At 69.1% G+C, this 24,726-nt stretch carries 23 protein-coding genes and 1 pseudogene; 20 read left to right on the top strand and 4 right to left on the bottom strand.

Annotated elements, in window-relative coordinates:
- Positions 1-8: 8 nt before the first annotated feature.
- On the bottom strand, positions 9-1,472 hold the full coding sequence (locus SGFS_RS11490) for a benzaldehyde dehydrogenase (protein ID WP_286249732.1): 1,464 nt from the start codon (positions 1,470-1,472) through the stop codon (positions 9-11).
- A 142-nt stretch (positions 1,473-1,614) separates the two neighbouring features.
- Between SGFS_RS11490 and SGFS_RS11485 the strand changes: the two genes are divergently transcribed.
- Positions 1,615-2,499, top strand: coding sequence for a nuclear transport factor 2 family protein (locus SGFS_RS11485; RefSeq protein WP_286249731.1), 885 nt, complete (start codon positions 1,615-1,617; stop codon positions 2,497-2,499).
- Positions 2,500-2,561: 62 nt separating this feature from the next.
- Positions 2,562-3,179 (top strand): NADPH-dependent FMN reductase, encoded by a 618-nt coding sequence (locus SGFS_RS11480; protein WP_286249729.1) that lies wholly within the window; start codon positions 2,562-2,564, stop codon positions 3,177-3,179.
- Between the two features lie 151 nt (positions 3,180-3,330).
- Here the strand turns inward: SGFS_RS11480 and SGFS_RS11475 are convergent, their stop codons facing one another.
- Both SGFS_RS11475 and SGFS_RS11470 read right to left on the bottom strand, forming a co-directional pair.
- A complete protein-coding gene (locus SGFS_RS11475; protein WP_286249728.1) occupies positions 3,331-4,719 on the bottom strand; it encodes an MFS transporter in 1,389 nt (462 codons plus the stop codon).
- 288 nt (positions 4,720-5,007) lie between these two features.
- Complete coding sequence (locus SGFS_RS11470; protein ID WP_286249727.1) at positions 5,008-5,709, bottom strand: TetR/AcrR family transcriptional regulator; 702 nt, start codon at positions 5,707-5,709, stop codon at positions 5,008-5,010.
- 131 nt (positions 5,710-5,840) lie between these two features.
- Here SGFS_RS11470 and SGFS_RS11465 point away from each other — a divergent pair, with 131 nt between their 5' ends.
- The 18 genes and pseudogenes from SGFS_RS11465 (at position 5,841) to SGFS_RS11380 (ending at position 22,341) form a co-directional block, all read left to right on the top strand.
- Positions 5,841-7,139, top strand: a complete 1,299-nt coding sequence (locus tag SGFS_RS11465) for an acyl-CoA dehydrogenase family protein (protein WP_286249726.1) — start codon at positions 5,841-5,843, stop codon at positions 7,137-7,139.
- Between the two features lie 36 nt (positions 7,140-7,175).
- The gene (locus SGFS_RS11460; RefSeq protein WP_286249723.1) at positions 7,176-7,760 is read left to right on the top strand and encodes a flavin reductase family protein; all 585 of its coding nucleotides are present in this window, start codon (positions 7,176-7,178) and stop codon (positions 7,758-7,760) included.
- A 74-nt stretch (positions 7,761-7,834) separates the two neighbouring features.
- Positions 7,835-9,136 (top strand): acyl-CoA dehydrogenase family protein, encoded by a 1,302-nt coding sequence (locus tag SGFS_RS11455; RefSeq protein WP_286249722.1) that lies wholly within the window; start codon positions 7,835-7,837, stop codon positions 9,134-9,136.
- A gap of 53 nt (positions 9,137-9,189) precedes the next feature.
- Positions 9,190-9,381, top strand: a complete 192-nt coding sequence (locus tag SGFS_RS11450) for a hypothetical protein (protein WP_286249721.1) — start codon at positions 9,190-9,192, stop codon at positions 9,379-9,381.
- 66 nt (positions 9,382-9,447) lie between these two features.
- Positions 9,448-9,963 (top strand): nuclear transport factor 2 family protein, encoded by a 516-nt coding sequence (locus SGFS_RS11445; RefSeq protein WP_286249720.1) that lies wholly within the window; start codon positions 9,448-9,450, stop codon positions 9,961-9,963.
- 215 nt (positions 9,964-10,178) lie between these two features.
- Positions 10,179-11,504 carry an acyl-CoA dehydrogenase family protein gene (locus SGFS_RS11440; protein ID WP_286249719.1) on the top strand — a complete coding sequence of 442 codons (1,326 nt, stop codon included), beginning with the start codon at positions 10,179-10,181 and terminating at the stop codon, positions 11,502-11,504.
- A 143-nt stretch (positions 11,505-11,647) separates the two neighbouring features.
- Positions 11,648-11,814, top strand: a pseudogene (locus SGFS_RS11435) (dienelactone hydrolase family protein); the annotation flags it as partial.
- 59 nt (positions 11,815-11,873) lie between these two features.
- Positions 11,874-12,260 (top strand): hypothetical protein, encoded by a 387-nt coding sequence (locus SGFS_RS11430; protein WP_286259887.1) that lies wholly within the window; start codon positions 11,874-11,876, stop codon positions 12,258-12,260.
- A complete protein-coding gene (locus SGFS_RS11425; protein ID WP_286260455.1) occupies positions 12,218-12,358 on the top strand; it encodes a hypothetical protein in 141 nt (46 codons plus the stop codon). Before SGFS_RS11430 ends, SGFS_RS11425 begins: the two co-directional genes overlap by 43 nt.
- A 373-nt stretch (positions 12,359-12,731) precedes the next feature.
- Positions 12,732-13,664 (top strand): hypothetical protein, encoded by a 933-nt coding sequence (locus tag SGFS_RS11420; RefSeq protein WP_286249718.1) that lies wholly within the window; start codon positions 12,732-12,734, stop codon positions 13,662-13,664.
- 656 nt (positions 13,665-14,320) lie between these two features.
- Positions 14,321-15,010, top strand: coding sequence for a LacI family DNA-binding transcriptional regulator (locus tag SGFS_RS11415; RefSeq protein WP_286249717.1), 690 nt, complete (start codon positions 14,321-14,323; stop codon positions 15,008-15,010).
- A gap of 232 nt (positions 15,011-15,242) precedes the next feature.
- Positions 15,243-17,300, top strand: a complete 2,058-nt coding sequence (locus SGFS_RS11410; protein WP_286249716.1) for an RICIN domain-containing protein — start codon at positions 15,243-15,245, stop codon at positions 17,298-17,300.
- Positions 17,301-17,592: 292 nt separating this feature from the next.
- Positions 17,593-18,087 (top strand): MarR family winged helix-turn-helix transcriptional regulator, encoded by a 495-nt coding sequence (locus SGFS_RS11405; protein ID WP_286249714.1) that lies wholly within the window; start codon positions 17,593-17,595, stop codon positions 18,085-18,087.
- A 152-nt stretch (positions 18,088-18,239) separates the two neighbouring features.
- Entirely contained in the window at positions 18,240-18,857 is a 618-nt protein-coding gene (locus SGFS_RS11400) for a DsbA family protein (protein WP_286249712.1), read from the top strand.
- A gap of 39 nt (positions 18,858-18,896) precedes the next feature.
- Complete coding sequence (locus SGFS_RS11395) at positions 18,897-19,703, top strand: MBL fold metallo-hydrolase (protein WP_286249711.1); 807 nt, start codon at positions 18,897-18,899, stop codon at positions 19,701-19,703.
- 2 nt (positions 19,704-19,705) lie between these two features.
- Complete coding sequence (locus SGFS_RS11390; protein WP_286249710.1) at positions 19,706-20,116, top strand: nuclear transport factor 2 family protein; 411 nt, start codon at positions 19,706-19,708, stop codon at positions 20,114-20,116.
- Between the two features lie 37 nt (positions 20,117-20,153).
- A complete protein-coding gene (locus tag SGFS_RS11385) occupies positions 20,154-20,534 on the top strand; it encodes a nuclear transport factor 2 family protein (protein ID WP_286249709.1) in 381 nt (126 codons plus the stop codon).
- 667 nt (positions 20,535-21,201) lie between these two features.
- Positions 21,202-22,341, top strand: a complete 1,140-nt coding sequence (locus tag SGFS_RS11380) for an ABC transporter substrate-binding protein (RefSeq protein WP_286249708.1) — start codon at positions 21,202-21,204, stop codon at positions 22,339-22,341.
- Positions 22,342-22,698: 357 nt separating this feature from the next.
- Here SGFS_RS11380 and SGFS_RS11375 read toward each other — a convergent pair whose 3' ends face one another.
- Positions 22,699-24,084, bottom strand: coding sequence for an MFS transporter (locus SGFS_RS11375; RefSeq protein WP_286249707.1), 1,386 nt, complete (start codon positions 24,082-24,084; stop codon positions 22,699-22,701).
- Between the last annotated feature and the right edge of the window lie 642 nt (positions 24,085-24,726).

Below are 24,726 nucleotides of genomic sequence, written 5' to 3'. Positions count from 1 at the left end.
GAGCGGGTTCAGAAGGGGTAGTCGGGGATCTCGCCGCGAACGGTGACCCACTGCTGTTCGGTGAAGGCCTCGAGGTTGGCGACGCTCCCTCCGTGACGGGAGCCGTTGCCGGACTCGCCGACGCCGCCGAACGGGATGGTCGCCTCGTCGTTCACGGTCTGGTCGTTGATGTGGACCAGTCCGGTGGGGATACGGTCGGCCAGTGCCAGGCCCTTGGCCACGTCCCGGGTCAGGATGCCCAGCGACAGTCCGTACTCGGTGTCGGTGGCCAGCCGGACGGCCTCGTCGAGGTCACGGAAGGGCACGACCGGGGCGACCGGACCGAAGATCTCCTCCGTGTAGGCGCGGGCGGCGAGCGGCACGTCGGCCAGCACCGTCGGCCGGTAGAACAGCCCCTCGTAGGTGCCGCCGGCAGCCAGACGCGCACCGGCCGCCACGCTGTCGGTGACGATGGCGTGGGCGGCCTGCAGCTGCCGTTCGTCGATCATCGGGCCCAGAGCGACCTTCCCGGTGGCCGGATCCCCGACCGGGGCGGCGTTCGCATGCTGTGCCAGCAGATCGGCGTACTCCTCGGCGACCGAGGCGTGCACCAGGTGGCGGCTGGTGGCCATGCAGACCTGTCCGGCGTGGTGGAACGAGCCGAACGCGCCGGCGGAGACGGCCTTCTCCAGGTCCGCGTCGTCGAGGACGATCAGCGCAGAGTTGCCGCCGAGCTCCAGGTGCACGCGCTTCAACCGTTGCGCCGCCGCAGTGGCGATCTCCTTTCCGGCCCGGGTGGAGCCGGTGAACGCGATGACGGGCACGCGCTGGTCGTCCACCAGCGCGGCGCCGACGTCGGCGCCGCCGGGCAGCATGTGCAGCACGCCTGCGGGGAGTCCCGCCTCCTCGAAGACGCGGGCGATGGTGACACCGCCGCAAATGGCGGTGCGCGGGTCGGGCTTGAGCACGACGGCGTTGCCCAGCGCCAGGGCGGGGGCGACGGCGCGCATGGCCAGCACCATCGGCGCGTTGAACGGGGAGATCACTCCGACCACGCCCACCGGGCGCCGCCGCGCGAACGACAGCCGGTCCTCGACGGACCGCAGGACCTCTCCGTACGGAGCCGCCGCCAGCGCCGCGGCCTCGTAGCACTCCTCGGCCGCCCCGTTCGAGGTCTGGAAGTCGGCGAACGGCCGCAGGGCACCGGACTCCCGCACGATCCACTCCGCGATCTCGGCCTGGTGCTCCTCGAACAGGCGCGCCGCCCGCCGCAGCACCTGGGCCCGCTCGACGTACGGCCGCGCCGCCCAGTCGCGCTGAGCCTGCGCCGCACGCTCCACGGCCCGCTCCAGGTCGGCGGGGGTGGCGGAGCCGACTCGGCCCAACGTCTTGGCGGTGGCCGGCTCGGTGGAGTCGTACGACTCGCCGGCCGCCTTGATCCATTCTCCCGAGAAGATCCGCTCCTGCCAGTCGCTGGCATCCAGAAAAGTCATGATGTCCCCTTCTCTGCAGGACAAGGTATTTGAGTGTCCTGCTTTTCCGGACAAGTGATCTACTATCTAGGACACTCCCGCTTTTGAGGAGATGTCAAGCGCCACATTGACGTGCACTGTACGGTACAGTTTAGTTAGCCGCATGGCTACATCAACCGAGCAAGAGCCACGCATCAACAAGCGTCTCGTCGACCGGTTCCACACCGATGTCTTCGGCGCGAGAAACGCCGACGCGGTCGCCGAGTACGTCGCCCGGGACCTGGTCCAGCACGGTGCCGACGCCCCGGACGGCGCGCAGGCGTTCGCCGATCTCCTGCGCCGTGAGTTCGACCGTGGACCGACGGGGGACCAGGGCGCGGCCGATGCCCCCGGGCGGCGGGACCCGGTGTTCGTCATCGGGGAGAAGGACCTGGTCTGTGTCTGCCACTACGTGCCGCAACCGGACCCGGAGGCCCCCGGCTCCACCTTCGACTACTACGCGTTCACCACCTACCGGATCCGCGACGGACGGATCGCCGAGCGGTGGCCGTCCCTCAACAAGATCGCCCCACCGCGGCCCCCCGCACCGGGTACGCCGACGCGGGCGACCACCGTCTCGTCATCCCCCTCGATCGACATCGAGGCGAACAAGCGCCTGGTGGTGGACTTCTACCGCTGCGTCTTCGACGCGCAGAACCCGGATGCGGTCAAGGACTTCGTCGCCGAGGACTACCTCCAGCACGTCTCCCACTACCCGCCCGGCAGGGCGGGGCTGGAGGAGTTCGTGCGCAGCCGATGGCCGGACGGCCCCGTTCCCCCGCCCGCCGAACCCCTCAACCCGCCCGCGCTGATCGTCGCCGAGGGCGACATCGTCGTCGTCGCCGGACTGCTTCCCCAGGCCGAACCCGACGGAAGCGGCGCGCTCTACCCGTACTACGTCTACGACGCCTACCGCGTGCGCGGGCAAAGGCTCGTGGAGCACTGGAGCGGCATCACCAAGTCCGCTCCGCCCAAGCCCCCCGGCCCTCCGGCCGACGCCCGGACCTGATCGGTCGTCGGCTCCCCGGCCCGGTCGTACTGGAACCCACACATACCCGGAAAGGCTCACCCATGCCGAAATTGCACGTTGTCATCGGAAGTACCCGTCCCGGCCGACTGGGACTTCCCATCGGCCAGTGGGCGGCCCAGGCCGCGAAGGAGCACGGTGGCTTCGACGTCGAACTCGTCGACCTCGCCGAGTTCGGCCTCCCGCTCCTGGACGAGCCCGGTCATCCGCGTGCGGGGCAGTACACCCACGAGCACACGCTCAGGTGGAGCGCCACGGTCGACGAGGCCGACGCCTTCGTCTTCGTCACGCCCGAATACAACTCCGGTCCTCCTGCCGCGCTGCTGAACGCCCTTTCCTTCCTGTACCGGGAGTGGCTCTACAAGCCGGTCGGATTCGTCAGCTACGGCGGCGTCGCAGCCGGCCTGCGCTCCGCGCAGGTGCTCAAGGAGGTCGCGACGGCTCTCAAGATGATGCCGATTCCCGAGGCCGTGGCCATACCGTTCGTCTTCAAGTTCATGGGGGAGGGCGGTTTCCGGGCCGACCAGCCGCTGGAGGCCGCAGCCACGATGATGCTCGACGAACTGCTGCGCTGGACCGAGGCGTTGCAGCCCCTGCGCCTGAACCCGCCGCAGGCCCCCGCCGGGCCGCCGGCGCCGGGAGCGCCCGTGTCGCGGGTCTAGTTCTAGGGCGTGTTTCGAAAGTAGCGTCGTCCGCCCGGAGGGCGGGGCAGACGGGACTTTCGAAAACGTCCTAGCGCCGGCTGGGCCCTGTTGACGCCCGGGAGGGCACGCGCAGCGCGTGCCCTCCCGGGATCTTTTGTGCAGCCGGCGGTTACAGGTTGCTCATGCGGTCGTCGACGCGGCGGGGTTCCGGCTCGCCGGCGTCCGGGCTCGGGGCGGGGCTCGGATAGCGCGGCAGGATGAGCGACAGGGCAAGGACGATCAGGCTCGCGGCGGTGAGCGCGATGAGCGTCGCGGTGTATCCACCGGTGCTCTCCGCGGCTCCCTGCGCCAGCACCGGGAAGACTCCGATGCCGACGAGGCTGACGACGCCCAGCGTGATGCCCTGGATCTGGGCGAAGGCCCGCATGCCGAAGTAGCACCCCACGAGGTACGGCCCGGTGGTGGACTCCGCGCCGGTCACGACACCCAGCAGGCCCATGGTGAGGAACAGGGCCCACATGTCTCCGGTGGCGGCGAAGACCATGATCATGCCGAGCACCAGGCACACCATGAACGGCACGAAGGCGCGTGGGGTGCGCGACCGGTCGAGGACCATGCCGGCGAGGATCTGCCCGGCGACGGATGCCACCAGCATGACCGACACGGACAGAGACACCTCGGTGGCGGAATAGCCCTGCTCGCCGAAGAGTGACACGGCGTTCAGACGCACGCTCATCGCCACACCTGCCGCCACGGTCAGCACCAGCACCGTGTACCACCAGGCCCGGGTCTTCAGAGCCCGGCCCAGGGGGAGGCCGGGCAGTTCCTGGTGCGCCGGCCGGCCCTTTCCCTTCGACGGAACGGCGTTCCCAGGGGCGAGCGGTGCCGACGCGGGCTCGTACATCAGGAAGTACTGGGCAGGGAAGACGATCAGCAGGATGCATCCGCCGATCAGCAGGTAGGTCGTCCGCCAGCCGAAGTGGTCGATGGACAGCTGGCTCAGGGGTGACAGGGCGGCACCGGCAAGGCTGGAGGTCGCGCCGATGAGCAGGGAGTAGCCCAGCCCGCGGTGGTGGGGGAACCACTCCGAGACGACCTTGTAGACCACGCCGAGAATGGAGGTGTATCCCAGAGCCGTGCTCACCAGCAGGACCGAGGTCAGTACGAGTCCGTTCGCGCCTACGAGCGCCACCGCGGCCGTCGAGAGCGCGTAGAGGGCGGTGCCCGGAACGGCGACCGCCCGGGCGCCCCAGCGGTCGACCAAACGGCCGGCCAGGGGGAGTACGAAGGGGGCGGCCACGGTGGGGATGTTGAAGATGGTCAGCGTTTCCGAGTGGGACCAGCCGAAGTCCTTGGCGACCGGGTCGACGAGGAAGGTGACGGCTGTGACGAGAGCCGGGGGACTGAGGACCATGGCGAGCACGCAGGCGATCGCCGCTTTCCAGGCCGGTGTGGGATAGCCGCGCAACGCGGACAAGGACTCCCGCAGGGAGGCGGGGGCAGGGGCATCCGGCTGACCGGGCGGAGCGAATTCCGTGTGGGGCTGGGGCGGGGACATCGTCGTCCTTCCTCACGCAAGGAGGTGGTGGCCGTCGGCTGAGCGGGCGGGGCGGTCTCGCGCGGCCGGTGGCTCGCCGAGGGCGCCGAGCGCCGAGCGGCACTCCGATCGATGAACTGTACGGTCCAGTGCATTCCATAGGTCAAGAGGCCTGCATGAATCGAATTGCCATCGCCGCCCCGAAAGGGGAGCTCGGGAGAGGTCAGAGCGTGCGGGGTCCGGGCATCCCGCAGGAGTGCTCGGGAACGCCGTGGCGCGGAAGGTCCCGTCTTCCGCGCCCGGCGCGTGTCAGGAGCTCGCCCGCGACAGCCAGGGGAAGACCTGGTGGATCGCGGAATCGGGTACATCCGGCCGGTCGTCGGCGCTCAGGCCCCGCAGGAAGATGGCCGTCGTCCATCTGGCGTACGCCGCCAGGTGCTCCGGGTCGCGGTCGGCCTCCAGATCCAGCAGCGCGTCCATCTGCGGTCCGGCCGCCGTCATGCGCACGAACAGTCCGGCGTAGGCCTCCGCGTCGGAAAGGGCATAGCCGCGCTGCCGCGCATCCTCGCGGAGCGCCACGGCCACCAGATCGACGACATGGGGTACGCCGAGGGACCGAATCGTCTCGGTCAGCTCGGGGCGGCGGGCCGCCTCGACCGTCAGGACGCGAATGAAGGCCAGATAGTTCGGGGCGGTCGTGGCCTGGAGGAGCTTCAGGGCGATGCGCGCCAGCCTCTCCTGGGGATCGTCGACGGAGGCCAGCATCGTCTGGTCCAGATCGAAGTCGAGGGAGGCTCCTCCGCGGGCGATCACCGCACGGAACAGCTCCAGCTTGTCACCGAAGTGGGCGTAGACAGTCGTCTTCGAGACACCGGCTTGCGCCGCCACGGCATCCATCGAGGTTTGATCGAAGCCGAGTTCGAGGAACAGCTCGACGGCGGCGTCGAGAATGGATTCCCGCTTGCTCCGCCCACCTGCGCCCGCGCGTTGAGGACGCCCCTGCTCAGCCATTTCACTCCTCGTCGAGTCCCGGCCCCGGTCTGAGCCGGTACGCATCTCATCTCTTGACCTTTCAGTGAACCCTACCGTACGGTTCAACTGGACTGAACGGTGCAGTTCAGTTGAAGCGTTTAGGAGCCCTCATGAGCAAGCCCCCCTCTCCGACCCCTCCCGGTGCCGAGTCGGTCGCCTCGGCGGCCGATCGGCGCCCCTCTCCGCACCTCAGCGACCGCGGCCGGCGGATCCGGGACGAGACACGCGCCCTCATCCCCCTGCTGCGGGAGGAAGCACAGGAAGGGGAAGAGCTCGGAGCCCTGCCTCCCGAGACGCTGAGGGCGATACACGAAGCGGGTGTCTTCAAGACCGCCCTGCCCGTCGAACTGGGTGGCCACGCTCTCGGGGCGCGAGACACCGTGGAGATCATCACGGCGCTCGGCGAAGGCGACGGATCCGCCGCCTGGACGGTCTTCGTGGCCGGCGGCATCCGCAATGTCCTCGGCTTCCCCCAGCAGACCGTCGACGAGATCTTCAAGGAGATCGACACCTGGATCGGTCCTCTGGTCGTCGGTGCCTCCGTGTTCTCCACCAGCGTCGGATCGGCACGCCGGGCGGACGGCGGGTGGCAGGTCTCCGGGAAGTGGGCGTTCGGCAGCGGCTGCAAGCACGCGGCCTGGGCGGCCGTGGGCGTGACCTACGAGGGCTCGGACGGCCGACCGGGCCGGGCGATGGCACTGCTGAGCCGCGAGCAGTACACGATCCTGGACGACTGGAAGGTCATGGGCCTGAAGGCCACCTCCAGCAACAGCATCACCGCCGAGGAGGAGGCGTTCGTCCCCGACCACCGCTTCGTCGACCTGGCCGACTTCCCCGCGGTCATGGACAGCGTGCGGGATCGCTACGCCGGCATCGGGTTCCGCAACGACACACGCGCGCTCATGCTGATCACCTGTCTCAGCAACGTGGCCGTCGCACTCGGCATGGCCCGCGGCACCCTGGACTGCTTCGTCGAGCAGGCGAAGGCCCGCAAGCCGTTCAACCTGCCCTACCCGACCGTGGCGGACATGCCGTCGACCCAGGTGGCCGCCGGTACGGCCCGCGCGATGATCAACGCCGCGGAGGCGACCATCCTCGGCCACGCCGACGAGGTGGACCGCCGCGCCCTGGCCGGGACCGAGTTCACGGGCGCCGAGGAGTCCGAGATCACGATGGACCTCGTCTACGCGGTGCGGCTGTGCGCGGACGCCATCGACAAACTCCAACTCGCCATCGGCTCCTCCACGGTGAGCCTCAAGAACCCGATCCAGCGCTTCGCGCGGGATGTGCGCGTGCTGGCCACCCATGGCGCGATCCGCTTCGACCCGTTGGCCGAGCTGAGCGGCCGTCAGCTCCTCGGACTCGAACCGTTTCCCATGTTCGCCGGAGGCGTGCCCCAGGTGGGCTGAGCCGACCGCCGCACAGGAAGAAGGAACGTGATGACCATGTCGATCAATGAGCACGGGCCCCATGGGCCCCAGGGGCTCATGGATTCGGGCTCCGGCCTCGAGCCGCAGCCCACACCAGTGGCACCGACGGACGCGCAGGCCCTGCGGGAAGCGTTCGGCCGTTTCCCGAGCGGGGTGATCGCGGTGTGCGGAATGGTGGACGATCGCCCCGTCGGAATGGCGGTGAGCTCCTTCACGTCCGTCTCGCTGGCTCCGCCCCTCGTCTCGGTGTGCCTTCAGACCTCGTCCCGCACCTGGCCGAAGCTCAGGCAGCTGCCACGGCTGGGCCTGAGTGTCCTGGGCGAGCAGCAGGGTGAGGTGTGCCGCGGGCTGGCAGGTGCAGAGGAGACCCGGTTCGCCGAGGTGCACTGGGAGGCGACAGGAGAAGGAGCGGTGGTCCTTCCCGGGGCGGTCACCTGGTACACCTGCACGCTCCGCGCCGAACTCCCGGCGGGCGACCACACCATCGCCCTGCTGGAGATAGATCGCCTGTGGACGCTGCCGTCGGCCGAGCCCCTGGTCTTCCACGGAAGCCGCTTCCGGCGGCTCGACGACGGCGACAGGTCGGCTGTCCCCGCCTGAGAGGGGCTGCCGCCAACTCGCCCACCCCTACGGATCAGTTCGTTGTTTTCGCCCCATCTCAATGAGGAGAGCCGATGATGCCCGAGCACACCGCCCCGGAGGTCGGGGCAGTCGAATCGCCGTGGCTGACCGACGCCGGACGTGAGCTGCGCGACCGGATCCGCGACCTCGTCCCGCTCATCCGGTCGCGGGCGCGCGAGGGGGAGCGGATCGGGGCGTTGACTCCCGACGTGCTTCAGGCACTGGACGAGGCGGGCGTCTACCGCATGACGATGCCGGTCGAGTGGGGTGGCAGCGCGCTGGGCGCACGGGACCTCGTCGAGGTCGTCGCGGCCCTGGGTGAGGCCGACGGGTCGGCGGCCTGGAGTGCCTTCGTCGGCGTCGGACTGCGCAACTTCCTCGGGCTCCAGCCGAAGCTGATCGAGGAGATCCGCAAGGACGTCGAGGGCTGGGTGGGTCCGGCTCTCGTCGGCGCCTCCGTGTTCGCGACCACGGTCGGGAACGCCCGCAAGGTCGACGGCGGCTGGATGGTCGACGGCCGGTGGGCCTTCGGCAGCGGCTGCAAGCACGCCCGCTGGGCGATGGTGGGGGTCGCCTTCGACCCCGCGGAGGCCGGAGGCACCGGCCGCGGCGTGGTGGTGCTGGAGCGGGAGCAGTTCGAGATCCTCGACGACTGGCACGTCATGGGGCTCTCCGGAACGTCCAGCAACAGCCTGCGGGTCACCGAGGAGATCTTCGTCCCGGACCACCGCTTCCTCGACCTCGTCGAGTTTCCGCCGAGGCTCGACCGGATCCGACACCACTACAGCGGCGCCGCCTTCCGGCAGAGCGGCCGGGCGCTGTTGATGACCGTGGCGCTCAGCAACACCTCGATCGCGCTGGGCATGGCGCGCGGTGCGCTGTCGTGCTTCGCCGAACAGGCGATCAGGCGCAAGCCGTTCACCCTGCCCTACCCGAGCGTCGCCGAGATGGCGTCGGCCCAGGTGGCGGCCGGGCGCGCCCAGGCGATGATCCTTCTCGCCGGCTCGACGATCGAACGCTACGCGGACCAGGTGGACGCACGCACCGATGCCGGTCTCGAGTTCAGCGACGACGAGGAGTCGGAGATCAGCCTCGCCGTCGCATACGCGGCGAACCTCTGCGAGGACGCGATCAACCTGCTCCAGAAGACGCTCGGCTCATCGACCATCTCGCTGTCCAACCCGATCCAGCGCTTCGTCCGCGACGCGCGCGTGGTCACCTCGCACGGCGCGATCCGCGTGGATCCGCTCGCCGAGCAGAACGGCCGACGCCTCCTCGGACTTGAGCCCTTCCCCATGGTCGGCGCCGCAGTGCCGCAGCGCGGCGTCAACGCCCCCCGCCCTCCACTGGGTTGAGGCCGACGCCTCTGGGTGACCTCGCGCTCTATTTTTCCGACCTGTTCATCTTCATGTCCACAATATGCACTGAACTGTGCAGTACGTATAGAGAAGAGATCGGCTCGTCCACCGTGAGCCTGTCCAACCCCATCCAGCGGTTCGTCCGAGACGTCCGCGTACTCACGTCGCACGGCGCGATCCGCGTCGAACCCGTCGGCGGAGCACAACGGGCGCCGGCTCCTGGGCCTGCCCCGCTTTCATGATCGGCGGCGCGTCCCCGAACGCCGTGCCTCAACAGATTTCTCCCGAGACAAGGAGCCCATCCGCGCATGAACGACTTCAGCATCGTCGACGGCATCGCGCACATCAACGATCCCGCGCTGTACGAGACCTGGCTCGACCACGAGGACTACAAGGCCGCTGTCGCGCAGGCCGACACGCCCGAACGGACCGCCGTCAAGCGTCTGCTGGTCGACTTCGAGGCGGACCTCGCGCGCATGGTGCGCGACGGCACCGTGCAGGAGAACGTCGTCGACGTGATGAAGCGTTACGTCGTCGAGGACTACGTCCAGCACGACCCGAACGCGCCCGGCAACGGCCTGGACAACCTCATCGAGCACTTCCGACACGTTCCGACCGGCAACGGCACTCCGCCGCCGGTGGTGAGCGTGGTCCTGGAGGGCGATCTGGCGTGCGTCATGATGAAGGCGCCGACGCCGGATCCGTCGAGCCCCGGCGAGACCTACGACTGGTACATCCTGACGGTGTTCCGCGTGCGCGACGGCAAGCTCGCCGAGCACTGGAGTGCCTTCCGCAAGATGGCCGCGCCGCTGCCGGGGAACTGAGAGGCGAGCCCGGCCCCGTCGCAGATCATCGCCGCAGCACCCGCTCCGGCCGCGCCGCCCGCTCCCCTCGCAGTGGACGTACAACCGCGCGGCCCGTAGTCGACGCCGCCGGGCCGAGGCGCTCCCTTCCCTGCATCGCGCTCCGCCGCCGCCCGTGCGCCGTGATGAACGCGTCCGGCGATGCCCAAGGATGAAGAAAGAGAAATGAGATGACCATGACGTTGCCCAAAGCGAGCAGGTTCCCCGAGTCGCCCTATCTGAGCGAGGAGGGACGGCGCATGCGCGACGCGGTGCGCGCGGCGGCGCCCGGCCTTGCCGAACGTGCCCGCGAGGGGGAGTTGCGGGGCGCACTCGCACCCGAGACGGTCTCGGTGTTGCACGAGATCGGGGTGTTCCGCATCACCGTCCCGGTGGAGCTGGGCGGGTTCGCATCCGGCGCCCGCGACACCGTGGAGGTCGTACGTGAGCTCGGACGCGTCGACGCGTCGGCCGGCTGGACGGTGATCGTCTCCAGCGCGACCCGAAGCGCGCTCACCTTCAACGACCGTGTGAAGGACGAGGTCTTCGCCGACGTCAAGACCTGGCAGGGGCCACTCCTGTTCGGCGCCACCGTCTTCGCGCCGAAGGTCGGCGACGGCCGCAAGGTCGAAGGCGGATACATGGTGAAGGGGAAATGGTCCTTCGGGAGTGGCTGCAAGATCGCGAAGTGGGCCTCGGTCGGATTCGAGTACGAGGACCCGAACACCGGAGAACGGCGTCGTGCGATGGGACTCCTCACCCCGGACCAGTACACGATCGTCGACGACTGGCACGTCATGGGATTGAGCGCCACGTCGAGCAACAGTGTGCGGGCCGACGAGGAGGTGTTCGTCCCCGAGTACCGGATCATCCACACCATGGACATGCTCGCGCGCATGGAGGCCCTGCGGGGCAAGTACCAGGGACTCGGATTCATGCACTCCTCGATCGGAACCATGGTCGCCACCACGGCGGGGTTCGCGGCGCTCGCCCTGGGCATGGCCGAAGGTGCTTTCAAGGCCTTCGTCGAGCAGGCCGCCAAGCGGCCGCCGTTCAACCTGCCGTATCCGACCATGGCCGACATGGCCTCGACTCAGGTCGTGGCGGGCAAGGCGAGGGCCGTCATCAACACGGCCGCGGCGCTCATCGAGCGGCAGGTCGACGAGATCGACCGGCGCGCACTGGCGGGCGAGGACTTCCACCCGTCGGAGGAACCTGAGATCACGATGGACCTCGTCCATCAGATCCACGCCTGTCTCCAGGTGATCGACGGGCTCCAACTGGCACTCGGTTCCTCGACCGTCGGCCTGTCCAACCCGATCCAGCGCTTCGTCCGGGACGTGCATGTGCTGGCGACCCACGGTGCGTTCCGCATCGATCCGATGGCCGAGATCAACGGTCGGGACATCTTCGGGTTGGAGCCGCTACCGGTGATAGCCGCCCTCGCGTCGCCCCCTCCCGGGAAGATGCCCTCGCACGCGGCCAACGGCAACTTCCCAGGCCCGGTGCCGCGCCCCGCGTGAACCGATTCCACATGAGGGCTGCGGCGATACCGGCGAATGCGAGCACGTGCTCAGCCACACGCTCGTAGTGACGCCGGAGCGGGGTCACCCGGGGGCCCGGTGAGCCGAGCGGCGGTGCCCCGCCGGCCCGACAGCGGCGCGCCACCCGGCCCGAGGTCGGCGCCGGACCGGTCGCGGTGACCGGCTAGTGCATGGGCGGCCTCCTGGCGATGCGCACCGCCGCGGCCCACCCTGCCAGGTGGCCGCCGTCGCCGGATTCCACGGCCCCGTGGGCGCCGACGGGCCGGACAGCCTCGCCACCGCAACCGCGCCCTGCTACTGACGGCGGCCGCCCGACTGGTGGCGGAGCGGGGGGCCGAGCACGTGACGATGCAAGCCGTCGCCGAGGCCGCCGGCGTGGGAAAGGGCACGCTGTTCCTCCGGTCCGGTGACCGTGACGGTCTCCTGCTCGCCCTCCTGGGCGATGCCGAGGCCGAGTTCCACGAGGCGTACACCTCAGGGCCCCCGCCGCTGGGCCCTGGAGCACCCGCGACGGAGCGGCTGACGGCGTTCGGCAGTGCCCTTGTCGAACGCGCCGCCTCCGATGCCGACCTTGGGGCGGTGTTGGGCCGCCAGGTGATCTGCGAACGCCGCCACGCCTCGGACCCGGCCGGCAGCTTCACTGTCACGTCTCCACTCTCGTGCAGGAGGCCGGAGTTGAGGGCGATCACGACATGCTCGCCCATGCCTTGCTCGCCTTCCCGAGCTTCGAAGTGACGGACTACCTGCACAAGGAGCGCGAGGTACCCGTCACACGCTTGCAGGCCACCTGGGTGGACATGGTGCGGCGGATGACCCGACCCGGCGGAGGGTGACCCGAGAGCTCCCCCGGAAGTGTTCGCTGTCTGAGCGGACCCGCACGGTACAGGCGCGGTCGGCCGTGATCGGCAGGTCACGGACGCATCGGCCGATCCCCTCCGACGCGCGGGCTGCCACCGGACAGGGTGCCGTCGACGGGACGGCCCACGTAGCCGGCAGCAGGTTCCTCCGGCGTGGGACGTGATGAACTCGTGGAGAATTGACGAGAGTTGTAAAAGGTGACAAGAATTCAGCTCGCTTCGCTGTGCATGAAGTGAGCGAAGTGACGCGCGTGCTCCGGTCGCGCACGCCTTCGATCGTTTTCCGTTCGTGCGCCTCCCTCTCCTCGCGCTCTGCCACCCCCACATATTCACTTCCGTAGAGGTCATCTTGTCGCGTTCGCAACAATTCAGAAGTCTGTCCGCTCTCGCCGCCACCGCCTTCGTCGCCGCCACCGCTACGGCTCTGCCGCTGCTCGGTGTCGGGACGGCAAGCGCCACGACGTCCGGCGCGTGCGAGTCCGCCACGGTGCAGTACCGCATCGTCGGTGCCGACGGGAACATCGTCGGCGCGGACTGGACCTCCCAGGGCGGGCTCTACCTCTGGAAGACCGCTCCCGGAACCGTCGAGGTCCGGCTCGCTCCCGGCCAGACGGTCCGGGACGGCTGCAAGTACCCCGTCTCCCTCGCCGAATACACCACCGAAGGGCCCGACTGGAACACCTCGGGCCGCCAGACGCTGGTCGACAAGGCCACCGTCTACCTCACCGCCGCGGACGTCGCCGGTGCGGAAGACGCCAAGCGGACCTGGCAGAAGTTGAACGTGAAGACGCCCGACTGCTACGGCCAGATCGACCTGTATGGCGATGACGTCACCTACGACGGCGGGACAGGCGAAGGGCACGGCCCCGCTCCCTATGAGCCCGACGGCGTCGTGACCCCCTACCACCTCATAGCGGCGTGGAACGGGGGCGAAAAGCCGTGCACCCCCAGCAGGCCGGAAAAGCCCACCCCGACCCCGTCGCAGCCGACCCCGAGTTCTCCCGCCACTCCCACCACCCCTGCCGGAGACGAGCCCCCCGCGGAGACGACGACCCCGCCGACCACGCCCAGAACCTCCACGACACCTCCCACGACCCCGGACGTTCCTCCGCTGTCGTCGACGCCGCCCACCACGCCGAAGCCGACGCCCAGTGACAGCACCCCGCCACTGGCGGAGACCGGCTCCAGCGCCCCGGTCGGTCTGATCGCGGGCGGTGCCGCCCTGGTGGTCGCCGTCGGAGCCGGCGCGATGTTCGCGGCCGGCCGCGCGCGCCGCTCATGACGAGGGCACAGCAGGGCACCTTCCTGCCCTAGGGCCTGACGGCTCTGCTCCGGCACTCGTCATGAGCAGAGCCGTCTTCGCCGCCGGCTTCCGCCCACGACCGGCCGATTCCGCGGGGACCATGACAACCGAAGGATGAAATGGCGCATCGGCTCCTGATGGGCTGCCATATCCCGGGTATGGCGCATCGGCTCCGCATCGGCTCAAGCGGTATGACGGGAAGCGCGACCGTGTGATTCGACCAGAAGTAAACGCGACTAGACAAATTCGATCGGGTGGACGCGTCGAAGAGTGAATGTTCCGGCGCCCCGCTGTCAAGACCTCGCTGATGACGTGCCGTGCGGGGCGATCCCTGCGAAGACGCTCGGTCCGACAGTCGCGGCGGGCGCTCAGGGGTGTCGGCCGACGCTGCTCTGTTCGGGTATCCATCGCCTCGCCAGCGGTGATGCGTGACCGGGTGTCGCATCGCGAGTCGGTTGCGACGGCCCTCGGCGCGCGTGCGCCGACCTCCGGAAATGTCGCGTGGACGGAATCGGCGCTGTGCTTTCTCTTGACGGGTGACCATCCGGCTGTCTAGATATGACCGCGCGGTCAGTGACCGCGCGGTCATACTGCTGACCTTGCCTGATGCAGGCATGCGGCCGACAGGAGCTCTCATGGCCCGGGTGGTGGGGCGGCGCGCGGGTGTGTCCGTGCCGCGCGGCGAGGACGTTGCCCGGGTGGCCGCTGTCTCGCGCAAGACGGTGTCGCGGCTCCTCGACAACGAGCCGTATGTCTCCGACGAGGTCCGCCGACGCGTCTTCGACGCCGCTGAGGAACTCGGTTACCGGCTGGATCCGGGGCACACGACCGTTCACCACGTCGCCGGTCCCGGTCGCTGGTACGCGTCCAAGGACCGTACGGAGGGCTGGCGGGCGCCACTGGCGGCGCGGGAGGCGTACGAACCCCCCGTGATCGAGGGGGACTGGTCACTCGACTCCGGCTACGAGGCAGGCCGCCGGCTGGCTGCGGACACCTCCGTGACCGCGGTGTTCGCGGCGGGCGACGAGATGGCCGTCGGCCTGATCCACGCCCTGCGGGAGGCCGGACGCCGTGTGCCGGAGGACATCAGCGTGGTCGGTTTCGACGGCGACCCCGTCTTCGCCCACGTCACTCCACCGCTGACCACCGTGCGTCAGCCCTTCGACGCCGCGGCACGGGAAGGGATCAAGTTACTCGTGCACGCCATCGAGGGGCCGCAGACCGAGCAGCCCGCGGCGAGCGAGCCACTTGTCGAACTCGTCGTCCGCGGCTCGACCGCACCCCCGCCGACCCCGCACGGCCGGACGGTACCTCCGGCCGTCTGAGCAGCACCACCCCCGTCTTCGGCAGGGCACCCGGCCACACGCCCGATCCGCCCTGTGCCGTCCCGACGGCCGCCTCACCGCGCGGCCGTCGGGCGGCATCAACACCGCGACGCCGTCCGCACCCCCGCGTCGCACCGGCTGACGCCGCTCATCGACTCCGCCTCCCCGCCTGGATCACCGCGGGCTACGGCGGGCACCGAAAACACCCCGTCCCTTCCCCTGGGAGCCGCACATGTCCCCTGCGCAGACAGGCGCCAGACCCGGCGCCGCTCCGCGTTCCCGTCCTCTCTCCCTCCTCACATTGATGTTGTCCCTGATCGTCGCGGTAGGGACGCTGGCCCTGCCCGCCGCGGGCCGGGCGAAGGCAGAGGTCCGTCCGTCGCAGACGCTGTACACGCCGCCGTCGGACGCGCCCTCGCCCGGTTCGCTCTATCCGCGGGCGCTGCGTCTGCAGCACAACGGCTCGGCCAACGGCACGATTCTGTCGACGTTCGAGCAGTACACCAACGGCACACCGGTCTTCCCGATCTACCGCAGCACCGACAACGGCAACTCCTGGACGAAGATCTCCGAGGTCGCCGACACCCAGAACGGCTGGGGCATGCGCTGGGAGCCCGAGCTGTTCGAACTGCCCACGGCCATGGGTGGCTTCCCGGCGGGTACCATCCTCGCCGCCGGCGACTCCGTGCCCGGCGACCGGGCGGCAACCAAGATCGACCTCTACGCCAGCACCGACCGCGGGCAGACCTGGAGCTTCGTCACCAATATCGCCACTGGTGGACGGGCGATATCCAGCAACGGCTACACGCCGGTCTGGGAGCCGTTCTTCCTGATCTCCGGCGGCAAGCTGATCGTCTACTACTCCGACCAGCGCGACCCCGACCACGGCCAGAAGATCGTCCACCAGGTCTCCACGGACATCCGCAACTGGGGCCCGGTCGTGGACGACGTGGCGATGCCCACCTACGCCGCCCGCCCCGGCATGCCCGTGGTCACCCGGCTGCCCAACGGCAACTACGTCATGACCCACGAGTACTGCGGCGCGCCCGAGGGCGGCTGCTCCGTGTACTACCACATCTCCGCCGACCCCGAGAACTTCATCTCCGCCCCCGGCCAGGTGCTGCGGTCGACCGACGGCACCATCCCCAGCGGCGCGCCCTTCGTCACCTGGCTGCCCGCCGGCGGCCCGAACGGCACCCTCGTCGTCAGCGGCGACACCCAGGACGATCTGTTCGTCAACACGCAGAACGGCGCGGCGAACGCCTGGACCCGTATGCGTTCCAACGTAGCCAGGGGCTACAGCCGAGGCCTGCTCCCGCTGGCCGACGGCCACAGCCTGATGGTGCTCAGCGGGGGCCGCGGGCGAAGCACCGGCCTCAACCCGGTCACCTACAGCGTCGTCGACCTGGGCGGCGGCATCTCCAGCGGCGCCACCTACACCGTGTCCAACGCGAACAGCGACCTGAAGCTCACCATCGCCGGCGGTTCCACCGCCAACGGCACCGGCGCGACCCAGCAGCCCACCACCAACGGCACCGACCAGCAGTGGCGCTTCGTCCAGCAGGCCTCCGGCTACTTCAAGATCTTCAACGTGGCCAGTGGCAAGGTACTGGGCGTCCAGAGCCAGTCCACCGCCGACGGCGCCAAGATCCTGCAGTGGGACGACAACGGCACCCTCGACCACGAATGGGCCGTCGCCCCGCACCCCGCCGGCGGCTACACGATCACCAACCGCGTGACCGGAAAGTACCTGGAGATCCCGGGTGCCTCCACGGCCGTGGGAACGCAGGCCGTCCAGTGGAGCGGCACCAGCTGTGACTGCCAGCGCTGGGACTTCACCCAGACCGCCCTGCCCCCGCTGGGCACCGGTCAGTACGTCCTGGCCAACAAGAACAGCGGCAGGTACCTCGACATCCCGCAGGCCTCCACCGCCACCGGCACGGCCGTCCAGCAGTGGAACAACTCCGCCTGCTTCTGCCAGCTGTTCACCTTCCAGTCCACGGGCAGCGGAGCCTGGAACATCAAGAACGTCAACAGCAACCTCAACCTGGACATCGGGAGCGGCTCCACCACCGCGGGAGCCGCCGTCGTCCAGAACACGCCCTCCACCGCCGACTCACAGAAATGGACCCTCACCGACGCGGGCGACGGCTACTACAAGCTCAAGAACGTCAACAGCGGCTTCAACGCCGGTGTCGCCGGGTCCTCCACCAGCAACGGCGCTCCGGTCGTCCAGTGGAACGACCTGAGCAACGACGACCAGCTCTGGAAGATCGTCCGCATCAACTGAGCGGCCGCGTCAACCGAGTGGCCGCGTCAATACGTCGCCCGACCGGCCCGATGGGCCTCCTGTCAGCTCGGGATCGCCATGCGAACCGAATGCCAGGAGGCCCTGGCGCCGTCGTCATTCATGGCACCGACGGGACTGCGCAGAGCGGGCGTGAAAGTACGCCCGCTCTCCGCGTCCGGGCCCCTTCTGGGCTCGTTGAAACAGCCCGAACGACGGGGCCGCTGTCGCTCGACTGGTCGAGCCGACATGATCGGTACGGTGGTACCGGGACGACGAGAGGGGCGGCGCGGCCGTGGGCGAGGAAGCGGAGATCAGGACGGCGAAGGAGGCCGCCGACCACGAGCTCGTCCTGGCGTTCGGACGGCTGCAAGGGGCGGCGAACCGGCTGGAGTACATCCTCGGCCGAGCGCTGGAGGTGGAGTGCGGCATCAGCCATCTGGTGTTCGAGGTGCTACTGATCCTCGGCCGGGCGGGGGAGCCGGGGCTGTCGATGCGGGCCATCGCCCAGGAGCAGGTCCTGACCACCGGCGGCGCCACCCGGCTTGTGGATCGTATGGAGGCGGCGGGTCTCGTGACACGCGCGGAATCTCCCGACGACCGGCGCGGGAAGCTCGTGCGGCTCACCCCGCTGGGAGAGGAGACGGCCGTGCGCGCGTCCCTGCTGCACCTGGAGAACATCAAGCGGTACTTCGTGGAGCCGCTCCCCGCAGCGGACCGCGAGAGGTTTGCGGAGGATCTTCGGATCCTCAGTCATACGGCTCGTGACGTCCTGCCCCGGCTGCCTTGACCCTGCGGACCGGCGGCACCGCTGGTGTAATGACCTCAGCCACACCCGTGTGTCCCACTTCACACGAGTCCAAAAGTAACTGACGCATCAGGTACTGTCTTGTCAGATGATCGCTCGCAACCGGCGGGCACGTATTTCTGCCGAGGTCCTCGATGAAGCTCGTCTACGTCTTCGACGCCTACTGCGGCTGGTCCCACGGCTTCTCCGCCACCCTCCGCGAGGTAGTCTCCCGCCACCCCGGGCTGCCGGTGGAGGTGGTATCCGGTGGTCTGTTCACGGGATCGCGCCGGGTGCCGATCCGCGAGTTCGGCTACGTCCAGGGCGCGAACGCCCAGATCGCGGAGGTGACCGGTGCCGAGTTCGGTGAGGCGTACGAGCGGCTGATCGCCGACGGTTCGTTCGTGATGGACTCCGAGGCCGCTGCCCGCGGTGTCGCGGCCCTGCGTCAGGCTGCCCCCGAACGCGCGCCAGAACTCGCCACGGCTCTCCAGCGCGCCTTCTATGTCGACGGCCTCAGCCTGTCGGAGGCGGCCACCTACCGCGCGGTCGCCCAGGCGGCAGGGCTGGACGCCGACGCCGTGGTCTCCGCCTTCGAGGGCCGCGGTGCGCCGAATGCGGCAGCAGGCGACTTCCACCGCACGGCCGAACTGGGCGTCACAGGCTTCCCCACCCTGCTTGCGATGGTCGGCGATGCCGTCACCCCTCTGGCTCATGGCCACGCCACCGCCGACAAGGTCGATCAGCGACTCGCTGTCCTGGCTACCGCCTGACTTCCTTCTTCTGTTCCATCCCCCTCAAGGAGGCTCCGCATGAGCACGCTCGACTTCAAGGTCCTCGACCTGGACTTCCCGGCCGGCAGCAAGAACAAGACCGCCACCCTCGTCACCGGCGAGAACGAAGCCCTGCTGGTCGACGCCGCCTTCACCCGCGCCGACGGCCACCGCCTCGCCGCCGAGATCCTCGACTCCGGCAAGCAGCTGACCACCGTCTTCGTCAGCCACGCCGACCCCGACTTCTACTTCGGCGCCGAAGTCATCGCCGACGCCTTCCCCGACGCCGTCTTCGTCGCCACCCCGATCGTCATCGACCACATCCAGCACTCCTACGAAGGCAAGCTCAAGGCCTGGGCCGCGCTCGGCCCCAACCTTCCCACCCGCCTGGTCGACCTGACCCCGCTGACCGGCGACCTCACCCTCGAAGGCCACCGCTTCGAACTCAAGGGCGGCCCCGCCGCCCTGCCCGACCGCCACTACCTGTGGCAGGCCGAGCACCGCGCCCTCCTCGGCGGCGTCCTGCTCTTCCAGCAGGAACACGTCTGGGTCGCCGACACCCCCACCCCCGGCGACCGCGCCGCCTGGACCGACCTGCTCGACGAAATGGCCGCCCTCGACCCACAGCTCGTCGTCCCCGGCCACCGGCTGCCCGGCACCCCGGCCGACGCCTCCGCCATCACCGCCACCCGCGCCTACCTCCTCGCCTTCGAGGAAGAGCTCGACAAGGCCGCCGACGGCGCCTCCCTCACCGACGCCCTCGTCAAGCGCTACCCCGACCACGGCATGCTCATCGCCGCCCAGATCGGTGCGAAGGTCGCCAAGGGCGAGATGAAGTGGGGCTGAACATGAGCGAGTTCGCCACCTCCACCGCACCCGCCGACGTCGTACGCCGCCAGTACCTCGCCTCCGCAGCCGGCGACCTGGAAGCCCTGCGGGCCACCCTCGCCCCCGACGTGGAGTGGACGGAGATGGCCGGCTTCCCCCTCGCCGGCACCTACCGCACCCCCGACGGCGTCACCGCCAACGTCATGGAGAAACTCGGCCAGGACTGGGACGGCTGGATCGCCCACGACGACACCTACGTCGTCGACGGCGAGAACGTCGTCGTCCTCGCCCGCTACACCGCCCTCAACAAGGCCACCGGCAAACCGATCGACGTCCGCGTCGCTCACCACTTCGTCGTACGCGGCGCACTCATCGTCCGCTTCGAACAATTCGTCGACACCGCCCTCGTGCGCGACGCGATGAGCGCCTAGACATACCACCCGAACCACCGCAAGGCGGGAGATCTCCGTGTCCGCTGCTGACAACAAGGCGCTCGTGATCGCCTTCTACGAGCAGGCGTTCAACGACCACCAGCCGGAGCTGGCCGTTGCCGCGCACCTCGGCGAGACCTATACCCAGCACAACCCCGAAGCGCAGGACGGCCCGCAGGCGTTCGTCGGCTACGTTCACTGGCTGCGCGGGCAGTTCCCCGAGCTGCGCCTGGACATCAAGCGCGCGATCGCCGAAGGGGACCTCGTGGTCACCCACAGCAATCTGCACCTCAAGCCCGGCGACCGTGGCATGGCCGTCGCCGACTTCTGGCGCATCGCCGACGGGAAGATCGTCGAGCACTGGGACGTGATCCAGGAGGTGCCTGAGAAGAGCGCCAACGACAACACCATGTTCTGAGGTCCGTGGAGGCATCCGCGCCGGCACCGGGTGCGGATGCCACCTCCTGCGCCTGCGACGGCCCGCCGTTCAACCGATGTGCACCATGTGGTGTGCATGGGGGCTCATCTCGCGGTGCAAACGACCATGCGCACTCATTGAATCTTCGACCCACTGCGGGAGCGGCTCACCGCCCGCGGCATGGCGTCCCGTGGTGTGCAGTTGCCCAGCAGTGACCCGGACAGTGCCGAGACCCAGGGGCTGACCGAGGCGTCGCGACCGTACGCGCCGAGATGGCTCCGTCGACGGTCCAGTAGTTCTGGCTGCCCACTCCTCGACAGCCGATTTTCGGCGTCGACCCCGACAGGGCCGACGAAGCTGTCGAACGACTGAACCGGCAGGGTGCAGGCGCCTTCACGCGGATGCTCGGCGCCGCCCCCACTCGCCTTCCGCTCCGTCACATCGTGGCCACCGCGGGGCCGGTGCTGCCGTCGGCCGTCCAGGAGGAGTGGGCCGTCCCCGCCGCGCACCGCATCCCTGGGCCCCTCCGGCCACTCACCGAATCTGTCTTCCTGACCTGGTCGCGGCCGTCCCGGCCGAGGCCGCCCTTCGTGCTGCCGGCGCCGCGCAGTACTCCAGCTCTCCGCCGGACCAGCGCTTCTTTCCCCCATCAGAAAGGTTTCCCCCCATGACCAGCCTTCCCAGCCGACGCCGTCTGCTCGTCACCGGCGCGGGTGCCGCGCTCGGCTTAGGCGCGGCCGCCGCCACAGCCTCCCCCGCCGCGGCGTCCACCACCGCCCGGACAGCAGGAGGCGTCGAGGAGACCCGCACGCTCGACGAGCTGTACCAGGCCGCCCTCGCGGAGGGCGGAAAGCTCGTGATCTACGCGGGCGGCGATGTCTCGACGCAGGCGGACGGCCTCCGCAGCGGCTTCAAGAGCCGCTTTCCCGGGATCGATCTGACGGTGGTCGTCGACTACAGCAAGTACCACGACGTCCGCGTGGACAACCAGCTCGCCACCGGCACCCTCGTGCCCGACGTCGTACAACTGCAGACTGTCCAGGACTTCGTGCGCTGGAACGACCAGGGGCGTCTGCTCACCTACAAGCCGGCCGGATTCTCCAAGGTCTACGCCCCCTTCAAGGACCCGCACGGTGCCTGGGTCGCCGTCCAGGTGGCAGCCTTCAGCTACATGTACGGCCCGGCGGCGGTCGGTTCGGACGTGCCCACCAGCCCCCTCGATCTCGTCGACGCCAAGTGGAAGGGGAGGATAGCCTCCTCCTACCCCCACGACGACGACGCGTCCCTCTACCTCTACACGCTCTACGTGCAGAAGTACGGCTGGGACTGGCTGGCCCGACTGGCCGCGCAGGACGTGCAGTTCGCCCGCGGCAGCTTCACTCCCCGAGACGCCGTCACCAGTGGGCAGAAGGCGATCGGCGTCGGCGGCTCCGGCGCGGCCCTGGCCACCGGGCCCGTCAAGTGGGTGCTCCCCGACGAGAAGACGCCGTTCATGTCCTGGGGGCAGCGGGCCGCGATCCTGAAGCAGGCCAAGAACCCCACCGCCGCCAAGCTCTACCTCAACTGGCGGCTGTCCACCGGGGAGCAGCAGGCCGCCACCAACGGCTGGTCGGTCCGCACGGATGTCACCCCGCCGACGGGCCTGAAGCCCGTCTGGCAGTACCCCAACGGAAACCTCGACGGGTTCCCGAAGTTCATGGCCGACCGCGCCGCGATCGAGCGCTGGAAGCAGACCTTCGCTCTCTACCTCGGAGAGGTCAAGGGAGACCCGTCGCCGGGCTCGCTCGGGCTGCACCCGGGAGCCTGACCGAACTCCGGCAGAACCTGGGCAGGCCGTTCCCTCCGGTAGGGGACTGCCTGCCCAGGCAGGTCCGAGTTGCCTCGGCCGCAGCCCGTTCCGTTGCGGACAGCCCCGAAGCCCGGCTGGGGACTGGCCTGGCCCTCGACAAAGCCCTCGCCGCATCGCGCACGGAGCACCCTCGGCAGGACTCCGGCAGGACTCCGGCAGGACTTCGACCTACCGCGCCGCTCGGAGCGGAGAGACAGGGCCCCCGGGCACTCGGATCGTTTCGCGAACCGAGCTGCCCGGAGCCCCTGCCTTCATACGCGGTCCCTCAAGAGATCACGCACCCGGAGCCCCTGTTCTGAGTGCCCCCGTGGGCGCTCACGTCTGCTCCGCGAGGGGTCTCACGGCTCCGCCCTCACCCGCATGCCCCGCCCGAGCCTCCGCTTCAGGTGTGCGGGGAACCAGGCCGATCAGCAGAGCGCCGATGATGCCGGGCACGGCCAGCGCGTAGAAGTTCCACTGGAACGCCAGCCCGGCACCGATGATGAGTCCGAGCAGCGGCGGAGCGAGCATGGAGCCGAGGCGGCCGAAGCCCAGCGTCCAGCCCAACGCCGTGGCGCCCATCCGTACCGGATAGTGCTTGGAGACGTAGGCGAGGACGAACGTCTGCGTTCCCATGGCCCCGACCCCGCCCAGTGCGACGGCCGCGTACAGGACTGTTGTGGGCAACCGCAGGCTGAGCAGGATGACGGCCACGCTGGACACGAGGAAGGTCGTGGTGATGATCGGCTTGGAGCCGAGCCGGTCGGCCGCCAGGGAGATGACGAGCGTGCCCACGACGGCTCCGAGGTTGAACACGAGGAGGAAGCCGAGCGAGGAGCCCGCGGAGTAGCCGGCACGCCGCATGATCTCCGGGAGCCAGGTGTTGAAGCCGTAGATCATGAACAGGCACAGGCACGTCATCAGCAGGAAGCACAGAGTTGCTACGACGTAGCTGCGCGAGAAGAGGGCCCGCACCGGCGACATGCTGTCCGACTCGGTTCCGGACTGGCCTGGCTCGGACGCCGGGACGGCCTTCCGCTCGTCGTCCAAGGTGATGTTCCAGCGGTCGGCGGTCCTCGCCGCCTCGGCGTGCCGCCCTTGCGCCTGGAGGAAGGAGATCGACTCGGGCAGGAGCTTGAAGGCCAGCGGCACGACCAGGAGAAGGGGCAGGAGGCCGAGCAGGAACATCGCCTGCCAGCCGAACCGCGGAATCACGAAGATCCCGGTGAGAGCCGCGATGATGCCGCCGACGGGAAAACCACTGAAGAGGATCGCGAAGACCAGGTTGCGCGACTTGGGGTGCGAGTACTCACCGCTGAGTGCGCTGGCGGTCGGGAGCACGCCGCCGAGGCCGAGGCCGGCGAGGAACCGGAAGAGACCGAACACCTCCGGAGAGGTGGCCGTCGCGCACAGGCCCGTCATCACCGAGAACCAGGCCAGACAGCAGATGAGCATCTTGCGGCGGCCCAGTCTGTCGGTGAGCGTGCCGACCGTCGTAGCTCCGATGAGCATCCCGACCAGGGCGAAGGAACCGATCAGACCCGCCCCGGCGGGAGACAGTCCCCACCCGGGTTCGTGGAGAAGGGACGGAATCACCGCACCGTAGATGACCACGTCATAGCCATCGGAGATGACGGTGATGCCACAGATCGCAAGGACGAGCAGTGTCACGGGAGGCCAGGTGGCGTTGGAGCGACTTCCTCTGTGACTGTTTTCGTGCATGACGGTTCCTCTCACATGGCTTCGCTTTTCGGTGAGGGTTCTTTCGCTTCGGGTGTGCCGGGTGTGCCGGGTGTGCCGTGTGGACGTCTTCGTGAGGGCGTCCGCCGGGGCCACCCGCACGTGCGGGGGTGAAGACATGCCCGCTCGGATCAGCGGGTTCGAATCTTGGATAGGGGCCGCCGGGGCGGCTGGGCGCCTCGGCTCATGCGAGGACGACGGCTCTCCTCGCTCATGTCGCGTCCCGTCCGGAGGGCTCCGGGCCGCGACCGCTGGTTCCTGGCTGCATCGTCCGCGACTCACCTCGCACCGCTAAGTGTGCACAGTATGACGGGCCTGTAAAGGGCTGGGTGCAGGAATCCTGCGTGCAGGTGGTCGAAAACCGCGTGATCATCTCTTGTTGTCGCCGGGTGTGGCCGACCCTTCGGGGTGGTCTCGACTACTGCCTGGGAGGTGGCGCCCATTCAAGGCGTCACATATCGCGATGGCTGCATGAGCGGCGGTAACGCGGCTCGCGCTGCCTGGGAGGTGTGGACAGCGGCGCCGCCTCGGAATTGAGCGCAGGCCTGTGGTCACGCGTTGGCTGCGGAACTCTTCGCGAGGGGGCGGAGTTGGACTGTTCGACTCTGACGGGTCGGTTGCACT

This window comes from Streptomyces graminofaciens (assembly GCF_030294945.1).
In the GTDB taxonomy this organism is placed as follows: Bacteria; Actinomycetota; Actinomycetes; order Streptomycetales; family Streptomycetaceae; genus Streptomyces; species Streptomyces graminofaciens.
Note: the sequence above shows the minus strand (reverse complement) of the source record. Positions and strands in the feature narration are given on the sequence as shown.

Coding starts and splice junctions, on each gene's coding strand:
- SGFS_RS11455 (WP_286249722.1), top strand. CDS start 7,835: ATGATGCCCGAGCACACCGCCCCGGAGGTCGGGGCAGTCGAATCGCCG.
- SGFS_RS11380 (WP_286249708.1), top strand. CDS start 21,202: ATGACCAGCCTTCCCAGCCGACGCCGTCTGCTCGTCACCGGCGCGGGT.
- SGFS_RS11395 (WP_286249711.1), top strand. CDS start 18,897: ATGAGCACGCTCGACTTCAAGGTCCTCGACCTGGACTTCCCGGCCGGC.
- SGFS_RS11485 (WP_286249731.1), top strand. CDS start 1,615: ATGGCTACATCAACCGAGCAAGAGCCACGCATCAACAAGCGTCTCGTC.
- SGFS_RS11375 (WP_286249707.1), bottom strand. CDS start 24,084: ATGCACGAAAACAGTCACAGAGGAAGTCGCTCCAACGCCACCTGGCCT.
- SGFS_RS11430 (WP_286259887.1), top strand. CDS start 11,874: ATGCAAGCCGTCGCCGAGGCCGCCGGCGTGGGAAAGGGCACGCTGTTC.
- SGFS_RS11425 (WP_286260455.1), top strand. CDS start 12,218: ATGCTCGCCCATGCCTTGCTCGCCTTCCCGAGCTTCGAAGTGACGGAC.
- SGFS_RS11480 (WP_286249729.1), top strand. CDS start 2,562: ATGCCGAAATTGCACGTTGTCATCGGAAGTACCCGTCCCGGCCGACTG.
- SGFS_RS11490 (WP_286249732.1), bottom strand. CDS start 1,472: ATGACTTTTCTGGATGCCAGCGACTGGCAGGAGCGGATCTTCTCGGGA.
- SGFS_RS11450 (WP_286249721.1), top strand. CDS start 9,190: ATGTCCACAATATGCACTGAACTGTGCAGTACGTATAGAGAAGAGATC.
- SGFS_RS11400 (WP_286249712.1), top strand. CDS start 18,240: ATGAAGCTCGTCTACGTCTTCGACGCCTACTGCGGCTGGTCCCACGGC.
- SGFS_RS11445 (WP_286249720.1), top strand. CDS start 9,448: ATGAACGACTTCAGCATCGTCGACGGCATCGCGCACATCAACGATCCC.
- SGFS_RS11440 (WP_286249719.1), top strand. CDS start 10,179: ATGACGTTGCCCAAAGCGAGCAGGTTCCCCGAGTCGCCCTATCTGAGC.
- SGFS_RS11390 (WP_286249710.1), top strand. CDS start 19,706: ATGAGCGAGTTCGCCACCTCCACCGCACCCGCCGACGTCGTACGCCGC.
- SGFS_RS11460 (WP_286249723.1), top strand. CDS start 7,176: ATGTCGATCAATGAGCACGGGCCCCATGGGCCCCAGGGGCTCATGGAT.
- SGFS_RS11465 (WP_286249726.1), top strand. CDS start 5,841: ATGAGCAAGCCCCCCTCTCCGACCCCTCCCGGTGCCGAGTCGGTCGCC.
- SGFS_RS11470 (WP_286249727.1), bottom strand. CDS start 5,709: ATGGCTGAGCAGGGGCGTCCTCAACGCGCGGGCGCAGGTGGGCGGAGC.
- SGFS_RS11415 (WP_286249717.1), top strand. CDS start 14,321: ATGGCCCGGGTGGTGGGGCGGCGCGCGGGTGTGTCCGTGCCGCGCGGC.
- SGFS_RS11475 (WP_286249728.1), bottom strand. CDS start 4,719: ATGTCCCCGCCCCAGCCCCACACGGAATTCGCTCCGCCCGGTCAGCCG.
- SGFS_RS11410 (WP_286249716.1), top strand. CDS start 15,243: ATGTCCCCTGCGCAGACAGGCGCCAGACCCGGCGCCGCTCCGCGTTCC.